The 21,568-nt window shown below is 50.7% G+C and carries 22 protein-coding genes; 10 read left to right on the forward strand and 12 right to left on the reverse strand.

The window, feature by feature from the left end:
- The 6 genes from ACQY8X_RS16850 to ACQY8X_RS16875 form a co-directional block, all read right to left on the reverse strand.
- On the reverse strand, positions 1–601 hold a 601-nt coding region (locus ACQY8X_RS16850; protein WP_428036305.1), incomplete at its 3' end, for a hypothetical protein.
- A 470-nt stretch (positions 602–1,071) separates the two neighbouring features.
- Positions 1,072–1,857 (reverse strand): 1,6-dihydroxycyclohexa-2,4-diene-1-carboxylate dehydrogenase, encoded by a 786-nt coding sequence (locus tag ACQY8X_RS16855; RefSeq protein ID WP_428036306.1) that lies wholly within the window; start codon positions 1,855–1,857, stop codon positions 1,072–1,074.
- A gap of 10 nt (positions 1,858–1,867) precedes the next feature.
- Entirely contained in the window at positions 1,868–2,869 is a 1,002-nt protein-coding gene (gene benC / locus ACQY8X_RS16860; RefSeq protein WP_428036307.1) for a benzoate 1,2-dioxygenase electron transfer component BenC, read from the reverse strand.
- Positions 2,870–2,913: 44 nt separating this feature from the next.
- Positions 2,914–3,405, reverse strand: a complete 492-nt coding sequence (gene benB, locus ACQY8X_RS16865) for a benzoate 1,2-dioxygenase small subunit (protein ID WP_428036308.1) — start codon at positions 3,403–3,405, stop codon at positions 2,914–2,916.
- Between the two features lie 2 nt (positions 3,406–3,407).
- Positions 3,408–4,745, reverse strand: coding sequence for a benzoate 1,2-dioxygenase large subunit (gene benA, locus ACQY8X_RS16870; RefSeq protein ID WP_428036309.1), 1,338 nt, complete (start codon positions 4,743–4,745; stop codon positions 3,408–3,410).
- A 525-nt stretch (positions 4,746–5,270) separates the two neighbouring features.
- Complete coding sequence (locus tag ACQY8X_RS16875; protein ID WP_428036310.1) at positions 5,271–6,194, reverse strand: catechol 2,3-dioxygenase; 924 nt, start codon at positions 6,192–6,194, stop codon at positions 5,271–5,273.
- Between the two features lie 267 nt (positions 6,195–6,461).
- Between ACQY8X_RS16875 and ACQY8X_RS16880 the strand changes: the two genes are divergently transcribed.
- The 6 genes from ACQY8X_RS16880 to ACQY8X_RS16905 all read left to right on the forward strand — a co-directional run bounded on the left by ACQY8X_RS16880 (position 6,462) and on the right by ACQY8X_RS16905 (position 11,888).
- Positions 6,462–7,646 (forward strand): ABC transporter substrate-binding protein, encoded by a 1,185-nt coding sequence (locus ACQY8X_RS16880; protein ID WP_428036311.1) that lies wholly within the window; start codon positions 6,462–6,464, stop codon positions 7,644–7,646.
- 68 nt (positions 7,647–7,714) lie between these two features.
- The gene (locus tag ACQY8X_RS16885; protein ID WP_091355742.1) at positions 7,715–8,578 is read left to right on the forward strand and encodes a branched-chain amino acid ABC transporter permease; all 864 of its coding nucleotides are present in this window, start codon (positions 7,715–7,717) and stop codon (positions 8,576–8,578) included.
- Between the two features lie 11 nt (positions 8,579–8,589).
- Positions 8,590–9,555: a branched-chain amino acid ABC transporter permease gene (locus ACQY8X_RS16890; RefSeq protein WP_428036312.1), complete on the forward strand. Its 966-nt coding sequence runs from the start codon at positions 8,590–8,592 to the stop codon at positions 9,553–9,555.
- Positions 9,552–10,310 (forward strand): ABC transporter ATP-binding protein, encoded by a 759-nt coding sequence (locus ACQY8X_RS16895; protein WP_428036313.1) that lies wholly within the window; start codon positions 9,552–9,554, stop codon positions 10,308–10,310. The genes ACQY8X_RS16890 and ACQY8X_RS16895 overlap by 4 nt, the downstream gene beginning before the upstream one ends.
- Before the next feature lie 2 nt (positions 10,311–10,312).
- Positions 10,313–11,023: an ABC transporter ATP-binding protein gene (locus tag ACQY8X_RS16900; protein WP_428036314.1), complete on the forward strand. Its 711-nt coding sequence runs from the start codon at positions 10,313–10,315 to the stop codon at positions 11,021–11,023.
- Positions 11,024–11,084: 61 nt separating this feature from the next.
- Positions 11,085–11,888 carry an IclR family transcriptional regulator gene (locus ACQY8X_RS16905; protein ID WP_428036315.1) on the forward strand — a complete coding sequence of 268 codons (804 nt, stop codon included), beginning with the start codon at positions 11,085–11,087 and terminating at the stop codon, positions 11,886–11,888.
- Positions 11,889–12,000: 112 nt separating this feature from the next.
- Here the strand turns inward: ACQY8X_RS16905 and ACQY8X_RS16910 are convergent, their stop codons facing one another.
- Positions 12,001–12,960, reverse strand: a complete 960-nt coding sequence (locus ACQY8X_RS16910; protein WP_428036316.1) for an AraC family transcriptional regulator — start codon at positions 12,958–12,960, stop codon at positions 12,001–12,003.
- A 297-nt stretch (positions 12,961–13,257) separates the two neighbouring features.
- Between ACQY8X_RS16910 and ACQY8X_RS16915 the strand changes: the two genes are divergently transcribed.
- Together ACQY8X_RS16915 and ACQY8X_RS16920 are read left to right on the forward strand one after the other, a co-directional pair.
- Positions 13,258–14,163: an AEC family transporter gene (locus ACQY8X_RS16915; protein ID WP_428036317.1), complete on the forward strand. Its 906-nt coding sequence runs from the start codon at positions 13,258–13,260 to the stop codon at positions 14,161–14,163.
- A gap of 165 nt (positions 14,164–14,328) precedes the next feature.
- The gene (locus ACQY8X_RS16920) at positions 14,329–14,799 is read left to right on the forward strand and encodes a nucleoside triphosphate pyrophosphohydrolase family protein (RefSeq protein WP_428036318.1); all 471 of its coding nucleotides are present in this window, start codon (positions 14,329–14,331) and stop codon (positions 14,797–14,799) included.
- A 106-nt stretch (positions 14,800–14,905) separates the two neighbouring features.
- On the opposite strand, the gene ACQY8X_RS16925 is transcribed toward ACQY8X_RS16920, so the two are convergent.
- Together ACQY8X_RS16925 and ACQY8X_RS16930 are read right to left on the reverse strand one after the other, a co-directional pair.
- Positions 14,906–16,879 carry a DNA topoisomerase III gene (locus ACQY8X_RS16925; RefSeq protein ID WP_428036319.1) on the reverse strand — a complete coding sequence of 658 codons (1,974 nt, stop codon included), beginning with the start codon at positions 16,877–16,879 and terminating at the stop codon, positions 14,906–14,908.
- Between the two features lie 86 nt (positions 16,880–16,965).
- Positions 16,966–17,352 carry a glutathione S-transferase N-terminal domain-containing protein gene (locus tag ACQY8X_RS16930; protein ID WP_428036320.1) on the reverse strand — a complete coding sequence of 129 codons (387 nt, stop codon included), beginning with the start codon at positions 17,350–17,352 and terminating at the stop codon, positions 16,966–16,968.
- A gap of 253 nt (positions 17,353–17,605) precedes the next feature.
- On the opposite strand from ACQY8X_RS16930, the gene ACQY8X_RS16935 reads away from it, so the two are divergent.
- Complete coding sequence (locus ACQY8X_RS16935; protein ID WP_428036321.1) at positions 17,606–18,196, forward strand: TIGR04211 family SH3 domain-containing protein; 591 nt, start codon at positions 17,606–17,608, stop codon at positions 18,194–18,196.
- Positions 18,197–18,302: 106 nt separating this feature from the next.
- Here ACQY8X_RS16935 and ACQY8X_RS16940 read toward each other — a convergent pair whose 3' ends face one another.
- Complete coding sequence (locus ACQY8X_RS16940; protein WP_299196656.1) at positions 18,303–18,785, reverse strand: Crp/Fnr family transcriptional regulator; 483 nt, start codon at positions 18,783–18,785, stop codon at positions 18,303–18,305.
- 152 nt (positions 18,786–18,937) lie between these two features.
- On the opposite strand from ACQY8X_RS16940, the gene ACQY8X_RS16945 reads away from it, so the two are divergent.
- Positions 18,938–19,186 carry a GrxA family glutaredoxin gene (locus ACQY8X_RS16945; RefSeq protein ID WP_299196650.1) on the forward strand — a complete coding sequence of 83 codons (249 nt, stop codon included), beginning with the start codon at positions 18,938–18,940 and terminating at the stop codon, positions 19,184–19,186.
- A 22-nt stretch (positions 19,187–19,208) separates the two neighbouring features.
- Here ACQY8X_RS16945 and recD read toward each other — a convergent pair whose 3' ends face one another.
- The gene (recD, locus tag ACQY8X_RS16950) at positions 19,209–21,098 is read right to left on the reverse strand and encodes an exodeoxyribonuclease V subunit alpha (RefSeq protein WP_428036322.1); all 1,890 of its coding nucleotides are present in this window, start codon (positions 21,096–21,098) and stop codon (positions 19,209–19,211) included.
- On the reverse strand, positions 21,098–21,568 hold a 471-nt coding region (locus ACQY8X_RS16955; RefSeq protein ID WP_428036323.1), incomplete at its 5' end, for a PD-(D/E)XK nuclease family protein. The genes ACQY8X_RS16955 and recD, both read right to left, overlap by 1 nt.

The raw sequence follows: 21,568 nt of genomic DNA on the forward strand, positions 1-21,568 counted from the left end.
GGGCAAAGAATAAAATTGGTAGAGTTACTAGATATAGCCCTAGTAGGCCATATACCAGCCAGTCGATTTGCTCAAATACAATCGATCCATTAGCTATGTATTTATACGATGCTATTATCCATGCCACTAGAACTGGAACTATCCCAACCTTATCCAATGCTCCAACGAGCAGGCTGACACGTGAACGCATATGAATACTTTCTAAGGAGAGCCTTTCTTTTGCGTAATATAGTTGTGACTCAGTAAATCTAGAAAATGATTCGGCCAGTTCGAAGTCTCTTACTGAAGATTCTGTCACCGGCTCCAAAAAGTGCCTAGCAGGTGCTTTAAAAATCTTGAAAGCCTCAAAGACAAAAGAAATCTGATATAGGAGCCCGGATACTTGAGCCAACAGAACAAGAATCAACGCTGTTGGCTTTTGCCAATCGTGAATCTCAATTTTTGTTGAAAGCGCTACAATCATAGCCAGACCAAAAAAGACAAACATTAACCGGAATGTCCATTTTTGAAATGGATTCAGGTACGCCTTTCCCTTTTCCTTTGGATTCCCGTCATGCTCCCATATTTCTCTAAAAATTGAATCCAATTTTGCTAATTGCACTTATCTCTCCTTGAAAGTTAACAATTTAATAGTCAGCCCTTGTAAGGTTGGAAAGCTTGCAAGCTTTGCTACCTTGTAAGGTACATATGAATGTATCGCAAAAGCCGACATTGTCAGGAATATGTGACTCAATATGCAAAGGCAAAGACTGCCAAAGAGGAAAACAGGATAATGGTATTCATCCTGAATATCCGCCTGAATTGTCTTTAATGCCTGACCGAGCGACACAGACCCATCAAAATCACAGACTACGATACGGGTACTCCAGTTACCCACCGGATTTCACTATATCCCAGCCTTGTCGATGGCTACAACTGCTGTTTTTCCTTGCTTTTTCTAGCGAGTCGCGAAGCGACGTTCTAACGGCTAGCCAGCCGCGAAGCGGCGATCTGACAACGCCCCCCAATCATAAAAAAGGCAGCCGAATGGCTGCCTTTCAAATAAGATTCAGACAAACAACACGTTGCGCATCACCCCTGATCTCCCCCACCTACAGGGAGGATTGTTCCGGTGATATAAGAGGCGTCATCGGAGGCGAGAAAGAGGATCGCGCTGGCCTGCTCATCGGGGGTGCAATAACGGCCCATCACTGTTGAATCGATGGTCTGATCTACGATCTGTTGATACCACACTTTTTCATCATCGCTCATCGGCTGGGTGTTGCGGGGGATTTTCCGCTCACCGACATCGGTGCCGCCGGGTGCTACTGCATTGACACGGATGCCGCGGTTGCCGTTTTCCCAGGCGAGACAGGCGGTCAGGGCGTTAACGCCCCCCTTGGCGGCGGCGTAGGGAACCCGGTTGAGCCCTTTTGTGGCGATGGATGAGACATTAACGATTGCGCCTGCGTTTTGCTGCTGCATCACGGGCAGCACCGCATGACAACACCAGAGGGTTGGAAACAGTGAACGGCGTATCTCCGCTTCTACCTGCGCCTCTTCATAATGCTCATAGGGTTTAACCCAGATGGTGCCACCGACATTATTGATCAGGCTATCGATACGGCCATATTTGTCTACGGCGGCAGCCATCGCCTTGCTGCACTCGGCATACTGTTCAAGATTGGCGAGCACCACCAGTGGCTCTGGATAGCCCTGCCCGGTGATCTCAGCGGCAACCTCCTCCACCAGAGGTGAGAAATCAACCAGTACCAGCAGCGCACCTTCCGCCGCCGCCCGAAGCGCGACCTCCCGGCCAATGCCCTGAGCGGCCCCTGTGACGACGACAACCTTTTCTTCAAAACGACGTACAGACATAGAGGTTACCTCAGGCAAATTTTTCGTAATGGAAGCTGGCGGGTGTCATGCCTTTTTCTGAGAAGTAATGGTTGACCGCATCGACCATCGGCGGCGGTCCGCAGAGATAGATATCAACATCACCATCGCAGAGGTGTTCGGCTTCGATGTACTGGGTGACATAGCCTTTGGCTGGGTGTTCGCTCTCGGGTGAGGCAACACAGGTGGCGAAGCTGAACAGTGGCAGCGCTGCCGCCAGACGTTCCAGCCGGTCAACCTCGACCAGATCGATATCGTTGGTTACGCCGTAGATAAGGTGCACCGGATATTCCAGACCATCCCGTTGCATCTTTTCCAGCATCGCCGTGAACGGGGCCAGACCGGTACCACCGGCAAGAAACAGGGCCCGACGGTTCATATCCCGCAGATAGAAGCTGCCAAACGGACCAGAGATCTCCAGCGGTTCTCCCACCTGAGCGCTGTCACGCATATAACCGCTCATCTTGCCATCGGGAATCACCCGGATCAGAAAGGAGACTTCGTTGGCATCACTCACCAGTGAACTGAAGGAGTAAGCCCGGGTTTCATCGCTGCCCGGCACTTTAATATTGACATACTGCCCTGGCAGAAAGTGCAGCTTAGCCAGTTTCTCACCTTTCACCGAAAAGCTAATCGCGGTATCTGAGTGACGATTAATCGCCGACAGCTCAACCGGATAGGCCTCGGTAACGGTTTTGCATACCTTAGAGGACACTGGTACTGAAACGACGCAGTCAGAAGTGGGCACCATACGACAGGTAAGCACCTGCCCCTGCTCTGCCTCTTCTTCAGAAAGCGCATCCTCGATGTAATCTTCCAGTGTATATTTGCCGGATTCGGCATGACACTTACAGGTACCACAGGCACCATCGCGGCAATCCAGTGGAATATTAACCCGCTGACGATAGGCGGCATCAGCGACCAGTTCACCCTCGTTGCACTCGATAAAACGAGTGACACCGTCTTCAAAGTTTAATGCAATTTTATAAGACATAATCGATCCCGGCCCCCGTTAAACCGGGGGCCTTATTGTTATTATTAAAGATGATAGATATCGACCACATGATGGATATAGTCGTTTTTCAGCACGACTTTTTTCGCTTTGATCCTGGGACGATCACCCGTGGTATCCAGGGTGTAATAGCTGGTACCGAAGTAGGTGTAGACGTGCTCATAACGATAGGCATAGTTAACCCAGTTGAAACGCACCTGACACTGATCATCTGACGCTTCGACAATCTCAATGTTGCTCAGATTATGCGAAGTGCGCGGCTGTGGCAGACTGGTGGCACTGGATTTATCCGTGTTGATACGGAACACCCGGTCTTCCAGTCCGCTGCGTGAAGCGTAATACATCAGCGAAATCTCGGACTGAGGGTCTTCGGTCAGCTCGCCGGTATCATCCCAGGAGGGCACCCAGTAGGTAGCATCTTCAGCATACATCTCCAGCCAGCTATCCCAGTCTTTGTCATCAAGATAGCGGGTCTCTTCATAGAGAAATTTATTTACCTGCTCGATTGAGATAGCCATGATTATTTCTCCTCCTGTTCGGCTGCCGCTTTCTTCATCACATCAACCCAGTAACGATGTTGCACGGTGTACAACCCCTCATCTTCGGTTTTGGCACCGCTCATCACGGGATTCATACCCAGCTTTTTCGCCTCTTCATCCGGCCCTTTAATCCAGTGCTCTGCCCCCCGGCACATATCGTTCCATTCCAGGCTGCTGGCCATAAAGCCTTTCTGACAGGAGCGGAACTCTTCCAGGTCATCCGGGGTTGCCATACCACTGGCGTTGAAGAAATCTTCATACTGACGAATCCGCTGAGCACGTGCCTCGGCACTTTCACCCTTCGGCGCGATGCAGTAGATGGTGACTTCCGTTTTATTGACATCGATAGGACGGAACTGGCGGATTTGCGAGCTGAACTGATCCATCAGGAAGACGTTCGGATAGACACAGAGGTTACGCAGATTACCGATCATCCAGTCCGCTCGTGCCTCACCACTGCTGGCGATCAGCTCGTCACGGCGCTGGTAGATTGGCCGGTCTTTCGGGTTTGGCCACTGCATCCACAGGCAGATATGACCGTGATCGAAGGCGTAGAAACCACCCTTCTGCTTCGCCCAGGTGCTGGCATCCATCGCTTTGGTTTTATCGGTTTCTTTATCCCGACGACCGGTGGTTGCCACATAGTTCCAGTGCACTGCGCTGACATGATAGCCATCTGCGCCGTTTTCAGCCTGCACCTTCCAGTTGCCGTCATACACGTAGGTGGAGCTGCCACGCAGCACTTCCAGGCCTTCCGGTGACTGATCGACAATCATGTCGATAATCTTGGACGCTTCCCCCAGATACTCTTCCAGAGAGACAACATCAGGGTTCAGACTGCCAAACAGGAAGCCCTTGTAACTGGCAAAACGGGGCACCTCTTTGAGGTTGTGCGACCCTTCGCAGTTAAACGATTCCGGATAACCGGCATCATCCGGGTCTTTAACCTTCAGCAGCTTGCCATCGTTGTTGAACACCCAGCCATGAAACGGACAGGTGTGGGCCGCACGATTGCCTTTTTTGGTCCGGCACAACATCGCCCCACGGTGACTACAGGCGTTGATAAAGGCTTTCAGCTCATTGTCTTTGTTACGGGTAATGAAGATCGGCTGGCGACCCATGGTGTAGGTAAAAAAGTCGTTCTTGTTAGGAATCTGGCTTTCGTGAGCAAGATAGATCCAGTTGCCTTCAAAGATATGTTTCATCTCCAGTTCGAACAGTTCCGGATCGGTAAACATATCCCGCTTGCAGCGATAGATACCCTCTTCGGGTTTCTCTTCCATCATTGAATCAATTTTATTAAACAGTGCTGTGTTCATTCGGTCCACCTCTATTGTTTTCCTCAAAGATACTCAACAGAGGGGTAACTCAATATCCGCTTTATGCCGACCTCTATCCTATTTATGCACCTGCAGTGCAGAAACGGGATAATGCTTCTTTGTCGACCAGGAAAGGGGTATCGGGGTAGTGACTAGAACGGCAGTCTGCCGTGATAAAAGGCGGCTTCATAATCTAAAACAGACTCACCACAGAGGACACAGAGATCACAGAGAAACCGCTAAACAGCACTTATCATTGTCCTCTGTGTCCTCTGTGTCCTCTGTGTCCTCTGTGTCCTCTGTGTCCTCTGTGGTAAAACCTTTATAAAATCCAGACTTAAGTCAGCGGTTTTTCTTTATCTCCCATAACCTGCGACAAACCAAAAAAGACCTCCAGAAGGAGGCCAAATACATTGCGAAAGGGAGCAAAACAAGCATGAAAACGCAGCGATACAAGAGCCATATAAAACTCAAAATATCTGGCTACGTAGCCCGAAAAATCCCTCTTCCGGGCAACGTTGCCAATCAGGTGAGTACTGACAGGAAGCGTTCATTCAGAACCCGGTCATGATAGAAGATCGCCTTACCCAGATCTTCCGCTTTCCAGGTCACTGGCTCATGGTCGGGATAGTGACAGTCACCGCCACAGAACACCTCGTTACGGTTACCTGACGGGTCGAAGAAGTAGATAGTCTGGCCGTGTGTCAGACCATGACGGGTTGGACCAATATCAATGGAGGTATTGGTCATGGAGATCAGGTCACCGGCGCGCAGCACCTGCTCCCAGGTTTCCAGAAAGAATGATGCGTGATGAAACTTACCGGGATCAGGGCATTCGATAAACGCCACATCATGGGCTTTCATGCTGGAAGTGATAAACGCCGCAATACGGTTACCATCCGGATCAACCACCTGCTCAGCCAGATCAAAGCCCAGCACATCGCGGAACAGCTCATAGGTTTTGTTGACATCTGGCCCGTACAGTAGACAGTGATCGAAGCGGGTGGCTTTCATCCCTTTAAGGTCACGGGGCCAGGCTTCAGGATTCACTTTGGAAATACCCCACTTGCCGGTTTGCTCTTTCTCAGCATAGAGTTCAAATGCGTGACCGGTGGGCGCCTGGAAACGGATACGACGACCACAGCCATCCAGTTCACCGGCGGCGATATGCTCAACCGCACAACCATAGGCAACCAGATCCGTTTCTAACTGTTTCAGCACTTCGTCGTTGAGCACCTTAAAACCCATAAAGTCCATACCCGGCTCGTCAGCCTGACGCAGCACAACCGAAAACTTATCGACTTCGGTCCAGCCTTTCAGATAAACCCGCCCCTGCTCATCGCGATCCATTTCGATCAGTCCTAACAGGTCACGGTAATGTGTAACGGCTTCATCAATATCCAGCACCCGGATCTGTACATGACCGGGACGCATAACACCCTTTTTCATTTTTCTTCCTCATTTTTATTATTAGCCAGATGGTCGACCTGTCTGGCCTTATCAGCTTCATCATCAGCACTAAAGCGCCTCGATGATCCCACTATCGCGAATGCACAAGGCAAAAAAAATCCGTTCAGCGAAACTCTCTATCCATTTTCTGCAGCGAAGCGGATGCAATGCGCTAGATGGACAAAGCTTGCAATCAGTGGCTATTGGAAAGCCCGCTTCGGACATAGGCTGAGTTCGACTTAATCCTCTAACTTTGAGACATTAGTGATGAACAATAAAAAGAAGATATTCCCGTCAGTTCTATCTGCCAGCATTGCTGCCACCATAATCACAATGAGTTCCGGCTCAATGGCTGCGGACAGTGATCCGATTAAAGTGGGCGTCATGCTGCCCTTCAGCGGTGTTTATGCCGGCCTGGGGGAATCAACCCGCAATGGTTTGAAACAGGCACTGAAAGAGCAAGGTAACAGCATCGCTGGCCGCCCGGTTGAATTTATCGAGATGGACACCGAAGCCAAACCTGCACGGGCACCGGAGATCACCTCCTCGCTGGTTGACAACCAGAAAGCCGATTTCGTCATTGGCCCGGTACATTCCGGTGTCGCGATGGGGATGATCAAAACCATCAAAGGTAAAGATTCGATCATGATCATTCCCAATGCCGGCGCTAACGCTGCCACCGGGGCCTTCTGTCAGCCCAACGTCTTCCGCACCTCATTCTCCTCATGGCAGACCGCGTTCCCGATGGGCAAAGAAGCCTATGACATGGGCTATAAAAAGATCGTCACCATGAGCTGGAACTACGGTTTCGGTAAAGAGTCGCTGGAGGCGTTCAACGAATCCTTCACCAAAGCCGGTGGTGAAGTGATTAAAGAGATGCTGGTGCCATTTCCGAAAACAGAGTTTCAGTCCTATCTGACCGAAATCGCCTCCATTAATCCTGATGCGGTGTTTGTCTTCTTCGCCGGTGGCGGTGCGGTTAAGTTTGTTAAGGATTACGACGCCATGGGGTTAAAAGGCAAGATACCGTTGCTCGGCTCTGGCTTTCTCACCGAAGGCACTACTACTGCGCAGGGGCCTGCGGCTGAAGGGGTGATTACCACCCTGCACTACGCCGATGCGCTGGATATCCCTAAGAACCAACGCTTTCGTCAGGATTATGAAACCCTCTACGGCAAGCCCGCCGACCTGTTCGCCGTGCAGGGTTATGATGCGGGTCAGCTGATCGCTCAGGCGGTAACCGCGACGGGTGGCAATACCTCCGATAAAGCCGCACTGATTCAGCAGATGGAGAAACTGGAAATAGACAGCCCACGGGGTGCATTCCACTTTTCAAAAGCCCACAACCCGATTCAGACCATCTACCTGCGCAAGGTGGTTGATGGCCAGAATACGGTGGTTAAAGTTGCTCAGGATCACCTGGAAGACCCTGCCCGCGGCTGCAAGCTATAACGCTCAATTAAGGGCCTTTGCGGAGGCCCTTCAGCGGATTTTTCAAGATTCATCTTTAGGCAGATATTATGGATACGTCACTTTTCCTGGTACAACTCCTCAACGGAGTACAGTACGGGCTATTACTGTTTCTGATAGCGTCAGGACTTACACTGGTGTTTGGCGTCATGGGTATTCTCAATCTGGCACATGGCTCTATGTATATGATTGGGGCATACCTTGCGTATTATTTCACCACCCTGACCGACAGTTTTCTACTGGCCTTTCTTATCAGCGGTACGATGGCGCTGGTGATTGGCATCATCATCGAACGATTTCTGATTATCCACCTCTATAAGCGAGACCACCTGGACCAGGTGCTGCTGACCGTGGGGCTGATCTTTATCTTTAACGCCACCCAGAGCTTTGTCTGGGGCAACGACCCGCTGGGGGTTGAAGTCCCGGAACTGCTGTCAGGTTCAATCAAACTGACCGATATCGTCGAATATCCGGTTTATCGTCTGTTTATCTCGCTGCTCTGCCTGCTGGTTGCCGCCACCATGTATTTCACCATCAATAAAACCCGCCTGGGGATGATGATCCGCGCCGGGGAATCAGATCGCGCCATGGTGGAAAACCTGGGGGTCGATATCAGCAAACTGTTCACCATCGTGTTTGCTATTGGGGTTTTCCTGGCATCCCTCGCGGGTATCGTTTCGGCACCGATTGTCAGCCTGGTGCCCGGCATGGGCGAACATGTACTGATCTCCTGCTTTGTTGTGGTTGTGATTGGCGGCCTTGGATCGATTAAAGGCGCCTTTGTCGCGGCGTTGATTGTCGGCATCGTTGATACCTATGCCTCGGTGCTGGTACCCCAAGCCTCCAGCATGTCGATCTATCTGTTGATGGCACTGATCCTTTTAGCAAAGCCCCAGGGCTTGTTTAAAAACTGAGGGGCAAGACTATGTCTATATTTTCCAGTAAATCTGAAAAGATATTTATCTATCTGTTTTTCGCAATCGGTTTGTTCATTCCACTGTTTCTGGAGGGCAACACCTTTTATATCAATAAGTTCTCAACAATTATCATCCTCTCCATTTTTGTCATGTCGCTGGATTATCTGGTGGGACGCACCGGTCTGATCACGTTGGGGCACGCGATGTTTTACGGCCTGGGTGGTTATATTTTCACCATTCTTGCCCCCGAATATGAAGCGGTTAACTTCTGGGTTTATACCTTCTATGTGATGCTGATCAGCGGTTTTATCGCCCTGATTGTTGGTCTGATTGTGCTGCGCACCAGCGGCATCTATATGATTATGATCACCCTGGCACTGGCGCAGATGACCTTCTACTTCTTTGCCGATTCAGTTGAATACGGCGGGCTTGACGGTCTGTTCGTTTACATCAAACCGGAAACCAGCATCTTCGGATTGAGTTTTCTCGATCTCGACAATGAAACCCACTTTTACTACCTCTGCCTGCTGTCACTGTTCAACTGTTTTGTGTTCTTTAAAGTTATCATGAACTCCTCATTCGGACGGGTCATCGACGCCCTGAAAGAGAACCCCGACCGGGCCATTGCTCTGGGTTATNACATCTTCCACTTCCGCCTGATCGCCTACGTGCTCTCCTCCTCTCTGGCGGCCTATGCTGGCTATCTGTTTGCCCTGCAGTTTGGCTTCGTCAACCCCAGCATGATGTCCTGGGACATATCAGCAACGGCGCTGGTGATGGCGTTACTGGGAGGGCTGGGTTCGGTTTTTGGCGCCATTATCGGCAGCTTTATGTATGAGGGGCTGCACTACTATATCGAGCACCTGACTGAGTACTGGATGTTCTTTATGGGTGTGCTGATCATTGCACTGGTGCTCAGCCTCAAACACGGTATCGCGGGATTCCTTAATGCTCTGGGAGGTAAACGTTCATGAATCAGACAATCCTTGAAGCGGAAAACCTGTGTAAATTCTGGGGTGGACTGAAGGCACTGAATGAACTGAATATTCAGTTCAAAGATAAACAACTGCACAGCATTGTCGGCCCCAACGGCGCAGGCAAAAGCACCCTGTTGAACACCCTCTGCGGTGCCTACCCCGCCACCAGCGGCGTGATCCTTTATCACGGCAAACCGATCACCCACCTGAAGGGGTATGAGTTTTGCCGCGAGGGGATTGGCCGCAGCTTTCAGAAAACCAATATTTTCCATAACGCGACCTGTCTGGAAAACTGCTGTATCGCCGCTCAGCAACGCATCGGCGGCAGCTTTAACCTGTTCAGAAAACGCAGCAAAAACCGTCAGATCACCGAGATAGCCCGGAAGGCATTGCAACAGGTCGGCTTAACTGCGCGGGCGGATACCCGGGCAACCGAGGTCAGCTATGGTGAGCAGCGCCAGCTGGAGATCGCCATGGTGCTCGCCACCGCACCAAAAGTCCTGTTACTGGACGAGCCGATGGCGGGAATGGGCCACGAAGAATCACAAACCATTATCAGTCTGCTGAAAGAGCTGAAGCAGCAATACTGCATTGTCCTCGTTGAACACGATATGGATGCGGTGTTTGAACTGTCAGATCTGATGACGGTGATGGTCGATGGCCAGCACTTAATAACCGATACCGTAGACAATATCCGCAACAACCCGCTTGTTCAGGATGCGTATCTCGGTAACGATGATGAGGTATTTTAACCATGAAAAGTATTCTTGAGGTTCATGGCCTGCAAACCCTCTACGGTGAAAGCCACATCCTGCATGGTGTTTCCTTTGAGATAGCCGCCGGAGAAACCGTGAGTATTATGGGCCGCAACGGCATGGGAAAGTCCACCACTCTGAAATCGATTCTGGGGATCGCACCACCCCGCAGCGGTTCAGTGATTTACAAAGGGGAAGACATTACCCGTCTGCCCACCTGGAAACGGATGCGCCGGGATATCGCCTATGTTCCCGAGGGACGGGGGATGTTTCACAACCTGACGGTAAAAGAGCATCTGCAGATGGCAGCGCGGAAAAACTCCAGAGGTGAAACTAACTGGACCTACGATCAGGTGCTGGAGGTATTTCCCCGTCTGACCGAACGGCTGACCAATAAGGGCACTCAGCTGTCTGGCGGGGAACAACAGATGCTGGCCATCGGTCGTGCCCTGCTGACTAACCCGGATCTGCTGATTCTTGACGAGGCAACCGAGGGGCTGGCACCGCTGATTCGTAAAGAGATCTGGCAGGTGATCAGACAGATTAAAAACTCTGGTGTAGCCACCATCATCGTGGATAAAAACATTAAAGTGCTGCATGAGCTGTGCGAGAAACATATTCTGATTGTAAAAGGAAAAGTGATGTTTCAGGGGGATTCCCGGTCACTTGATGACAATAAAGCGTTTATTGAACAAAGCCTGGCTGTCTAATACGATAGCGGTAGGCCTGCCTGATAATAAAGGCCTCCCGCTATAAGGAATAAAACACTGTATGATCGACACCACGATTACTATCCTCAAAGATCAGAAACAGGGTATCAGTTCACTGGAACTGGGTTTAAAAATCCTGGAACATATCGCCGAATATGGAAAACCCATCACATTAAAAGCACTGGCTGAACTGTCTGAGATGTCCCCCAGCCGGTTGCATAAATATCTGGTGAGCCTGGTAAAACTGGGTTACATCAGTCAGCAGAGTGACTCAAAATATACCCTGGCCACCAGCAGTCTGAAAATCGGTATCTCAGCACTGCGCCTGATCGATCCTATTCAGAGCGCATTTTTATGTGCAGAAAAGCTGCACCGGGAATACGACCGGACCATTACCGTCGCCATCTGGAACGGCAACTACCCGCTGGTGATCAAATGGCTGGATTCCAGCCGCTCCCTGAACGTCAATATCCGTCTCGGGTCGCAACTATCCCCCTTTACCTCGGCTTCCGGACGCATATTCCTGGCGTTTCTGCCAGATCAACGACGTCAGGAGATCGTCGATGAATTTTTCGCAAACCCTCCGGCCCTGCCCAGGCATATGGGACAGCCGCTGAGTAAAAGTGAGTTTATGAAACTGCTTGAGGAGATCAGGGAGGAGAAAGTCTGTCGCTTCATGCAGGACTATCTGCCGGATATCAACGTCGTCAGCGCCCCCATCTTTGATGTCGATAACAATATCAGCTCGATCATCAACCTGCTCGGCCAGACCAGTGATACGCCAGTAGAAAAAGGCAGTATCTATGAACAGGCGGTACTCCACGCCTGCCAGACAGCAACACAACAACTGAGAGGTTATAGCTGAGTTTGCATCAAAAAAGGCACCCTAAGGTGCCTGAACAAAGTGCCTGAATAAGGCGCCTGAATAAGCTGCCTTATGTAAGCGACTGAACGGTCGCTCACCCGACCTTGATGAGCTAGTGCCCCCTCTTCTTCAACGTTTCAGATGGCAGTTCGCCAAACATCTTGCGATATTCGCTGGAAAAACGCCCCAGATGCATAAAGCCAAAATCTAAAGCTACTTCGGTGACATTGCGACAGCCACCCTCGCCATCCTGCAACATTTTATGCACGTGCATCAGCTTCTGCTGCTTAATATAGTGCATCGGAGTAACTGATTTATGCCGCGCGAAGATATTATAGAGCGTCCGCTGACTCACCCGACTGAGACTGGCCAGATCATCGACCGAAAGGTCATCTTTAATATGATCCGCTATATAGCTGTCAATCGCCGAGAAGCAATGGGGTGCCTGTTCCTCCGCGGGAATCTGAATATTATTGGAAAAGCAGTCCAGCAGTTTAACCGCCAGCAAACTACTGTAGGGGGCCAGTTGAGAGAAGTCTGATTGCGCCGCTTCCGCTTCCATAAAGATCAGTTCGAGCAGGTGGATCAGGGAACGATGGTCAGAAGTTTTACGTACCGCATGATCAAACTTCACCCCATCCTTTGGCAGATAAGCGACCTTCTCCGCCAGCGCCGAGATCATGACGCTTTTAGGGATCTTAACAATCACTTTCTCGCAATCGGCAGAGTAGTTAAGATCAACCCTGTCATTAGGGTTAAGCAGCAGAACCTCGCCTGCACTGACTCTCAGATCTTTATCTGCCAGGCTCCAGTCACAGACACCACTGGTAACAATTTGCAGATGATAGATATCTTCCAGATCGGCTGACTGAACCCTGACATTGCCACCATAGGTTATCCGCGACAGCGCCACATCGGAAAGATTCCGATGCCAGATAGACGCTTTCTGATCGCACTCCCCTTTAACAGATATCCGATGTGTTCCAATATGTTTATTGACGTAATCGGATATAACCTGGGGATCCTGCGCCTGATAGATGGCGCTCCCCTGCAGCACTTCGTTAAACATCATAACTTCTCTATTTTTATTATTTATGAATCAGTTTATATATAATTAACTCATTAAAGTCAATTTACATGCCCGATACTAACCCATTTCAACATGAATAATTTACAAGATGGGATCAATCCCTGAACCATTAACCCGGGATATAGCCTTTCTGCCATGATGCTTATGGGTTGTTACAGAAAACCTGTACGGCTTCTTCAGCTATCTGGGGTCAACGCTTGTCCTGTCCGGGATTACTGCTAGTATCGGAACGCTGGGCATCTGATATCCGCTGAAAGTTAACAATAATAAGGACGATCCATGGGAATTTTAGAGGTGCTGATCAACCCGGTATTACCCGTGTTTGCGATACTGGCACTGGGATTTTTCTTAGGGAAAACAAACCGGGTGACCGTTGAACAGGCCAAAACCATCAACTGGGTGGCGACATCGGTCTTCCTGCCGATTCTGGTATTGGGTCTGGTGAGTAACGCGCCCTTCAGGCAGTTCAGCCCAGAACCCTTGTTATCCTATGTGCTGGCCGAGTGCATCATCCTCAGCCTGGCATTCTGGCTGGCACTAAAACTGGGGCTGCAAAAGCAGGAAGCCGTACTCCTGTCTGTCGGCTGTGTTTTTGTTAATAATGCGTTCTTAGTGCTGCCAATCTCTCAATTTCTCTATGGCGCGGGGAGTGTATCGCCGGTCATTGCTATTCTGACGCTGGACACCATTATTCTGTTTATGGGCACACTGTTCGCGCTTGAACTGACACGCCCCGAACAGCCATCATTGCGACATGTCTTCAGCGTCATTGCCCGACTCCCCCTGGTACTGGCCATCGGCGCGGGACTATTATTAAACCTGCTGAATATAAAACTGGCAGACCCCATACAGACATTTGTCAGCTTCAACGGACACGCCGCCGCGCCTCTGGCGCTGCTGGCCCTCGGGGTTGTTCTTTCACAGGTACCACTCCGTGTAGACAAAGTAGTCTGTATCTTTACCGGATTTAAGCTAATCCTCTTCCCATTAGCGGTTTGGGCCGCGATCTCACTGTTCGCACCGGTCACACCAGACAGCGGTAAATATATGCTCAGTTCAGCAGGACCAATAACCACCGCGGTGTTCTCATTTGGCATGCTCTATGGCGCACCCACCACCCGGGTTGCACAACTGCTGGTGTTAACCACACTGCTCAGTCTTATCTCGATTGCGGTGCTGGCCTGAAATAGAGGGCAATCATTATCCAGTGACGCCTGTCAACATTGACAGGCTATCGGGCCTCAATCCTCTACAAAACACCTTTGCAAAGCCAATTTCAAAATTGCGCTTAACGCCTTAAACCGTCATCATACAATCCGTTTCTAACTTTCTAACGGTACACAGACAACCATGAGTAATTTCACCGACGTTTCTTTTCTGAACACTGTTTTTGGCAATCAACTGGGTAATATGAATGATCCTGACTGGGAGAAAGCGGGCAAGCAGCTGCACCTGATACAGGAGGAACTGGCGGAACTGGTTGAAGGTATTCAGAATAAAGATATGTCTGAAGTGCGTGATGCGGTGGCTGACATACTGGTGGTCACCTACGGCATGGCCCATGTGCTGGGTATTGACGCCGATAAAGATATGGCCGCCGTTCAGGAAAGCAACCTCTCTAAGCTGTGTAAAACCGAAGCGGAGATCGAGGAAACCCTGGCCTACTACCGTACAGAGATCGGGCTGGGTGTGTACAGTGGTGGTGAACTGCCTAAAGCCTTTATCAAGTCGTCAGAGGATCAGACCGGCAAAGATGGTAAGTTCTACCCTGCTCACAAGTTTCTTAAATGCATCAACTGGCATGAGCCAAAGCTGGCATAAAAGCCGGGGATAAAAACAACCGAAATATAACCATAAAAAACGGTGCACCCAGGCACCGTTTTTTGTCTCTTGAATAAGGGTCAGAATAATCAGCTGACAACTGCGGTTATGCCGACTTTTTACGTCTGACAGGTGTCCGCTTCTTACCTGTTGTCGTTTGCTTAGCAGCAGGCTTTTTCGCCGCAGAGCCACTACGGGTTCGACTGGTTCGCCGTTTCTTAGGCGCAGGACTTAAGGCTTTCAGCGTATCAGGAATCACCACCTCTGCCGACTGAGCAATTAATCCATGTAACCGCTGGGTCAGCGGTTGCATAAAACTGCTGTAACTGGTTTCCTGCTGACTGATCCTGCTCAGTTCCGACTCCCAGAGCGCGGTCATATCCGGCGTCGTGGCGCTCTCTGGCAGACTATCAATCAGCGCACGTCCTACCGTGGTAGAGCGGATCGTTTTTCCCTCTCTGACAAAAAATCCACGGGTAAACAGCAATTCGATTATGCCTGCCCGGGTCGCTTCGGTGCCCAGTCCATCGGTCTCTTTCAACACTTTACGGACTTCCGGGTCGGCAACATAACGACTGATACCGGTCATTGCTGCCAACAGAGTTGCATCGGTGAAATACTTGGGTGGTTGCGTATTTTTCTCTTCCAGCAGACCATCAACGCATTGTAACGGCTGTCCTTCTGCTAATACTGGCAGCAGACTATGTTTTGCCTCAGATGAAGACAGCAGTAATTTCCAACCAGAGTGCAACGTCTGATGGGCGGTTGCTATAAACTGCCCCCCTGCAATCGTCAGATCAACCCGGGTATCGTCATACTCGTAGGGCGCCATAAACTGGGCCAGATAGTAGCGACTTACCAGATCATATAACTGACTTTCCTGTTGGCTCAGAGAGGCCACATTTGCCTGCCGGGTGGTCGGTATAATGGCGTGATGAGCGCTGACCTTCTTATCGTTCCAGGCCGATGAGCGACGGGTGCTATCAATCTGAGGGAGAAACGCGGTCAGCGTCTGCTGATTAGTGGTAATGGCGCTGATCACTTCAGCGGCCTGCCGGTGATGCTCTTCAGGCAGATAGCGGCAATCAGAACGGGGATAGGTCAGCAGCTTATGCCGTTCATACAGCGACTGACAGGTGTCCAGCACAGCCTTAGCGCTCATACCGTAACGTTTTGCAGCTTCTATCTGCAACGCCGAGAGATTGAAAGGCAGTGGCGCGTTTTCCTTCTTACGCTTCTGGGTAAGTTTGACCAGCTCTGCCGGTTGCCCTTTAATCCGCGCGATTACATTTTCAGCTAACTTGCGGTTTAATACCCGCCCCTCTTCATCCTGATAGGGCTGACAGTTTTCACTCGGCTTCCAGCGAGCGTTAAAGCGCTCTCCCGACTCTGTTTCCACAACCGCCTGTACCTCATAGAACGGTTTTGAGACAAAGTTTTCGATCTCTTTATCACGCCGGACAACCAGACCCAGCAGTGGCGTCTGCACCCGGCCAACTGACAGCACACCGTTATAGCCTGCTTTGCGCCCCTGAATACTGTACGCCCGGGTAAGATTGATGCCGTAGATCCAGTCCGCGCGCGAGCGCGCCAATGCCGACACAGATAACGGTATAAATTCAGTATTAGATTTAAGATTCCCCAGCGCAGCCCCCACCGCCTTGGGGTTGAGATCACTGATTAATAACCGCTGGGCAGTTCTTTTCTTGGTTTCACTGGCACCCAGATAGTTGATCACCTCATCCACCAGCAACTGTCCTTCGCGGTCGGGATCACCCGCATGCACCAGCTGTTTCGACTGACGAATCAGTTTACGCAACACCGCCAGCTGTGACCGGGTCTGACTGCGGGGCTTTAACTTCCACTCAGCGGGAATAATCGGCAGGTGTTCAAAGCGCCAGGGTTTAAAATCGGGATTGTAGTCAGCGGGATCAGCCTGTTCGAGCAGATGACCGAGACACCAGCTGACACAATCGCCATTCCCCAGCTCAATATAGCCATCATGTTTTTTATGCGGTTTGGGTAAAACATCAGCGATCGCCCGGGCAAGGCTGGGCTTCTCTGCAATGTATAGGATCATATCGGAATAAGTACTGGTTAAATATACAGATAAGTTATCTTAATATTCGCAGAGACACCAGACTCCGAGGGATAAAAAAAGCAGCCTTAAGCTGCTTTTTGTATATTTGACTCGATATAGGTCTGTTCAAGATAGTGGATAATGTCAGAAGACTCATACATCCAGCTAACGTTACCTTCACCTTCATCAATTCTCAGGCATGGTACTTTTAATTTACCACCACCCTGAAGCAGTTCATTGCGATACTGTTCGACATTTTTAGCATCACGCAGCTCGATATTGAGGCTATTACGGCGCAACGACCGACGCACCTTTACGCAGAAAGGACAGGCTTCATACTGATAAAGAGACAGGTTAGTTGTACGCAGATCCAATGCACGTTGCTCCTCGGGAGCACGCTTTAACGGGCGAGGACTGAAAATGAAGTTCAACAGCAGGATAATCCTGCCCAGAAACCAACGGATAAATGCCACTTTAAATAACTCCTAAATACAGGCTTATGACAGCCGGTTAATTCGTGCGACAGTATACCACTACCTTTTAAAATTATTTCCGTATAAAAAACAGGGCTTAAATAGCTGCATATTGATTGTATAATGTTAAATTATTACTACAATTCGCTGAACTTATCTTTCGCTTGCAGGTCTACCCTGTCCAGCTTTACCTGAAAACCAGGTTTCGGTTTTAGGGGGGGGAAAGCTGAACGTCTATACAAACAGGAACAACATGAATTCGTTAAATCGACTCCCGAAGAAAACGTTGATCGCGGGACTTTTCGCGATTGCTATCTCAGCTCCAGCAAGTGCGGCTAATTATGTCAGTGATGATGTCTATACCTTCTACCATGGAGGTCCAGGAACTGAATATCGGATTACCGGCAGGATACGCAGCGGCACACCCGTGACTGTCCTCAGTCGTAACGAGAAAAGCGACTTCATCCAGATAAAAACACCAAGCGGCAAAGTGGGCTGGATGCCAGCCGATAAAATTTCTTCAGGCACCAGCATGGCTGATCGCTTCCCCAAGCTGGAGGATCAGCTAAAACAGAGTGAAGCCAGTCTGGCGGCTCAGGCTGAAGAGATCGCCGCTCTCAAGCAGCAGAACCAGAGCCTGGCGGGCCAGAACGCCGGCAATGCCGGAAAAGTTTCCGCCCTTGAGGAGGAGATTGTCAGCCTCAACCGCACCATCAATGGTATGGATGAAAGTAATCTGATGAAATGGTTTACCTATGGTGGTTTAGTCGCATTTGGCGGCCTGATGCTGGGACTGATGATCCCCTATCTGCCAAAACGCAGAAAACGTCACGATACCTGGTAACAGACAGCAAAAAAGGGTGGCATCAGGCCACCCCTTTTATTTATAACCTGTTTCACAACCGGCTTAACTGGCTACCGGGAAGGCGCACTATATAGCCCGACTAAGCTTAACGATGGGTTATCTTCAGTTGTTCATCCAGACAGACTACCAACTGATCATCGGTGTCCCTGAGACGTCGGCTAAGATCGCGCGCCATGTTCATGAAAATCAGCACATACTGTTCAGGATCAGCCTGATAGACTGAAAACAGCTGATCCGCTTTGATCTCCACCGCTCTGCAGGGTTCCAGCGCTTTGACGATGCCGCTACGGGGATAAACCCCCAGCAAAGCCATGGCACCAAAACACTCGCCTGGCAAAAATGAGCGTATCTGATGCTGGTGGCCTGACTCACCCACCTTAAACAGGGCGGCACTACCCGTCTCTACGATAAACGAAGAATCTCCCCGTTCGCCCTCGAGAAAGAACGGTTCGCCTGCCTCACGCTCAACATAATGGCTACCTTCAAGTATCAACTTGACGATATCTTCACGCAATCCACCAAATACCGGCATATCTCTCAGCCGGTGGATCGGAATATTCTCTGGCACAGTGTTACCCGTTCATCTCTTTGTATGTATCATTTTAAACCAAGAATACGCTGACGATAACCTCTGTCTATCTAAAACATTAAAAAAGGCAATTAGCGTTGAGCTTGGTAAACTGTTCCAATACATTCAAACAGATTTTAGGAGAGCAATATATGCAACGAATTACTATATTTGGTCGCAAAGGTTGTGGCTTTTGTACCCGCGCTAAACAACTATGTGAAATGAAAAACCTGGATCATCTGTACATCGATATCCATGAGAAAGGTATCACCAAAGAGGATCTGGAAAAAACGGTCGGTAAACCGGTTGATACCGTTCCACAGATTTTTCACGGTCAGGAACATATCGGTGGTTTCACTGAATTTGCCGCCTTCGTTGACGCTCAGGAAGCTAACGCCTGAGCTCCCCCCCGCAAACCAGGCACTAGTAAGCCCCGGCAGACTGCCACAGGCGCCAGCTTAAACCGCTGGCCCTTTCAGTCCGTCGGTGGCTTCCTTTAATCAACGCATGGGGTGTCGCATGCAATACAAATTTTGCTTTGGCCCGGGTGATACCCGTGTAAATCAACTCACGGGTTAGCAACGGGCTATCCTCTGCTGGCAAGATCATCACCACCCGCTCAAACTCTGATCCCTGACTCTTGTGAACGGTCATCGCATAAACGGTTTCATGATCCGGCAATCGTCCGGGAAGAAAACCTTTTATCTCGCCATCCGCCAGTTCAAACCAAACCCGTAGCTTACCCTTATCATCAGGAGCGGCAATGCCGATATCACCGTTATAGAGACCCAACTGGTAGTCATTGCGGGTGATCATGACCGGACGACCGCTATACCAGGCACTGGAGACACTAATCAGCTTTTGCCGCTGTAACTGCGCCTCTATCGCCAGATTCAGCCCCTCAACACCGTAAACACCCTGCCGCACCACCGCCAGCAACTGGATCTGATTAAACGCCTGCAGTAACTGCTTCGGCTCGCCGCCGCGGTGCATTAACTGAAGATAGGTTGCATAGCCACCGGCCACCTCTGTCACCATCTGCTGATAACCACTCTCTGACAGCGGCACAAAACCGATATCCCTGGGGTTTTCACTGAACAACCGAACCGCCTGCTCCCCATCACCAGCGTTGACCGCCCGGGCCAGCCGACCGATACCGCTATGCTGATCAAAGCGGTAACTTTTTCGCAGCAACGCCAGCGCATCTGCAACCGGATTGCTGCCTGGCGCTGACGCAGGTTCTTGCAGCCTGCAAACCTCCTGCAGGTAATTTAACTGCTCCTGGCTATAACAGAGTTCGCCCGTGACCTCCTGCTGCTGCCAGGCACAGATATCGCCCAGCACACTGCCCGCCTCGACCGAAGCCAACTGGTCCCGGTCACCGATCATCACCAGCTGAGCATGAGATGGCAGTGCATCCAGCAGGCGGAAGATCATCGGCAGATCGATCATCGAGGCTTCATCAACCACCAGCAGATCAAGATGCAGCGGGTTATTGCGGTTATGCCGGAAGTTTTTACTGTCCGGTCGTGGCCCCAGCAGACGGTGCAATGTCACCGCCTGATCGGGGAGCATGGCGCGCACCGCATCACTGGCATTCAGCCCCTGCTGCGCACTTTGCAACGACTCACTCAGCCGGGCGGCGGCTTTACCGGTAGGCGCGGCCAGGCGGATCACGGGAGCACGCTGCATCCGCACACTGAACTGTTCGGCATAGAGACTCAGCAAGCGCGCCACCGTGGTTGTTTTACCGGTTCCCGGCCCCCCGCTGATCACGCTGAAACGGCGACTAAGCGCCACCGCCACCGCTACCTGCTGCCAGTCCGTTTCGCCGGGGTCAGGAGCGTTGAATAATCGCTTCAGACCCGCACGGATCGCGGCACGGTCTGTTTCGACCGGGGCCGCCAGGCGTAGAATGGTATTAGCCACTTCGGTTTCGTAATACCAGTAGCGGTAGAGATAGAGTCGACCATTACTGCACACCAGAGGGGTTTCACAACGGCCATCGGAGATCACTGCAAAACCCAACACCAGGGGTTCGGACAGCTCATGAAGCAGCGCCTCTGCCCGTTGTCGGAGAGTTGTCGGCCAGCTGTCGATCAGCGCAGCAACGCCGGACAGCGGCAGACACACCTCACCACGACCTAACTGCCAGCTCACCAATGCAGCCAGCAGCGCTAATAGTTCACCGCCATCCGCAGCCACATGACTTTCCGACTGATCCTGTAGTTCCTCACTGAGGATAAAGCGGGCAAATTGCAGATCCAGCGGCCGGATCAATTGCAACTGACGTAACTGATCTAATAGTTCCATTACTGTCCCTCCCTGAATAACCGATCCAGTTGCTCAACTAACTCAGTCGAGGGCCGGCAATGGAATACGCCGCTGTCCGGCGAACCGGCTCGCATCCCCCGCAGGAACAGGTAGAACACTCCACCAAAATGGTCTTCATAGCGATAATCGGGTAAGCGGCTCCGCAGCAACCGGTGCAGCGCCAGAGTGTAGAGCTGGTATTGCAGATCATAACGATGTTCTATCATGGCGTTATCCAGCGCAGTGCCGCTATAAAGCTCAGGCTGATTGCCCAGATGGTTCGATTTGTAATCAAGAATGTAATAGCGCCCCTGGTATTCAAACACCAGATCGATAAACCCCTTCAGCATCCCTTTAAGGGTATCAAACTCAAGCGCTCCGGCCTGTTGTGACAACGGATCATACTGGCGGATAAGCTGATTCAGCCGTGCAGCATCCAGCCCATTGGATGGCAGCATAAACTCCATCTC

Source organism: Amphritea sp., from assembly GCF_050300915.1.
Taxonomy (GTDB): domain Bacteria; phylum Pseudomonadota; class Gammaproteobacteria; order Pseudomonadales; family Balneatricaceae; genus Amphritea.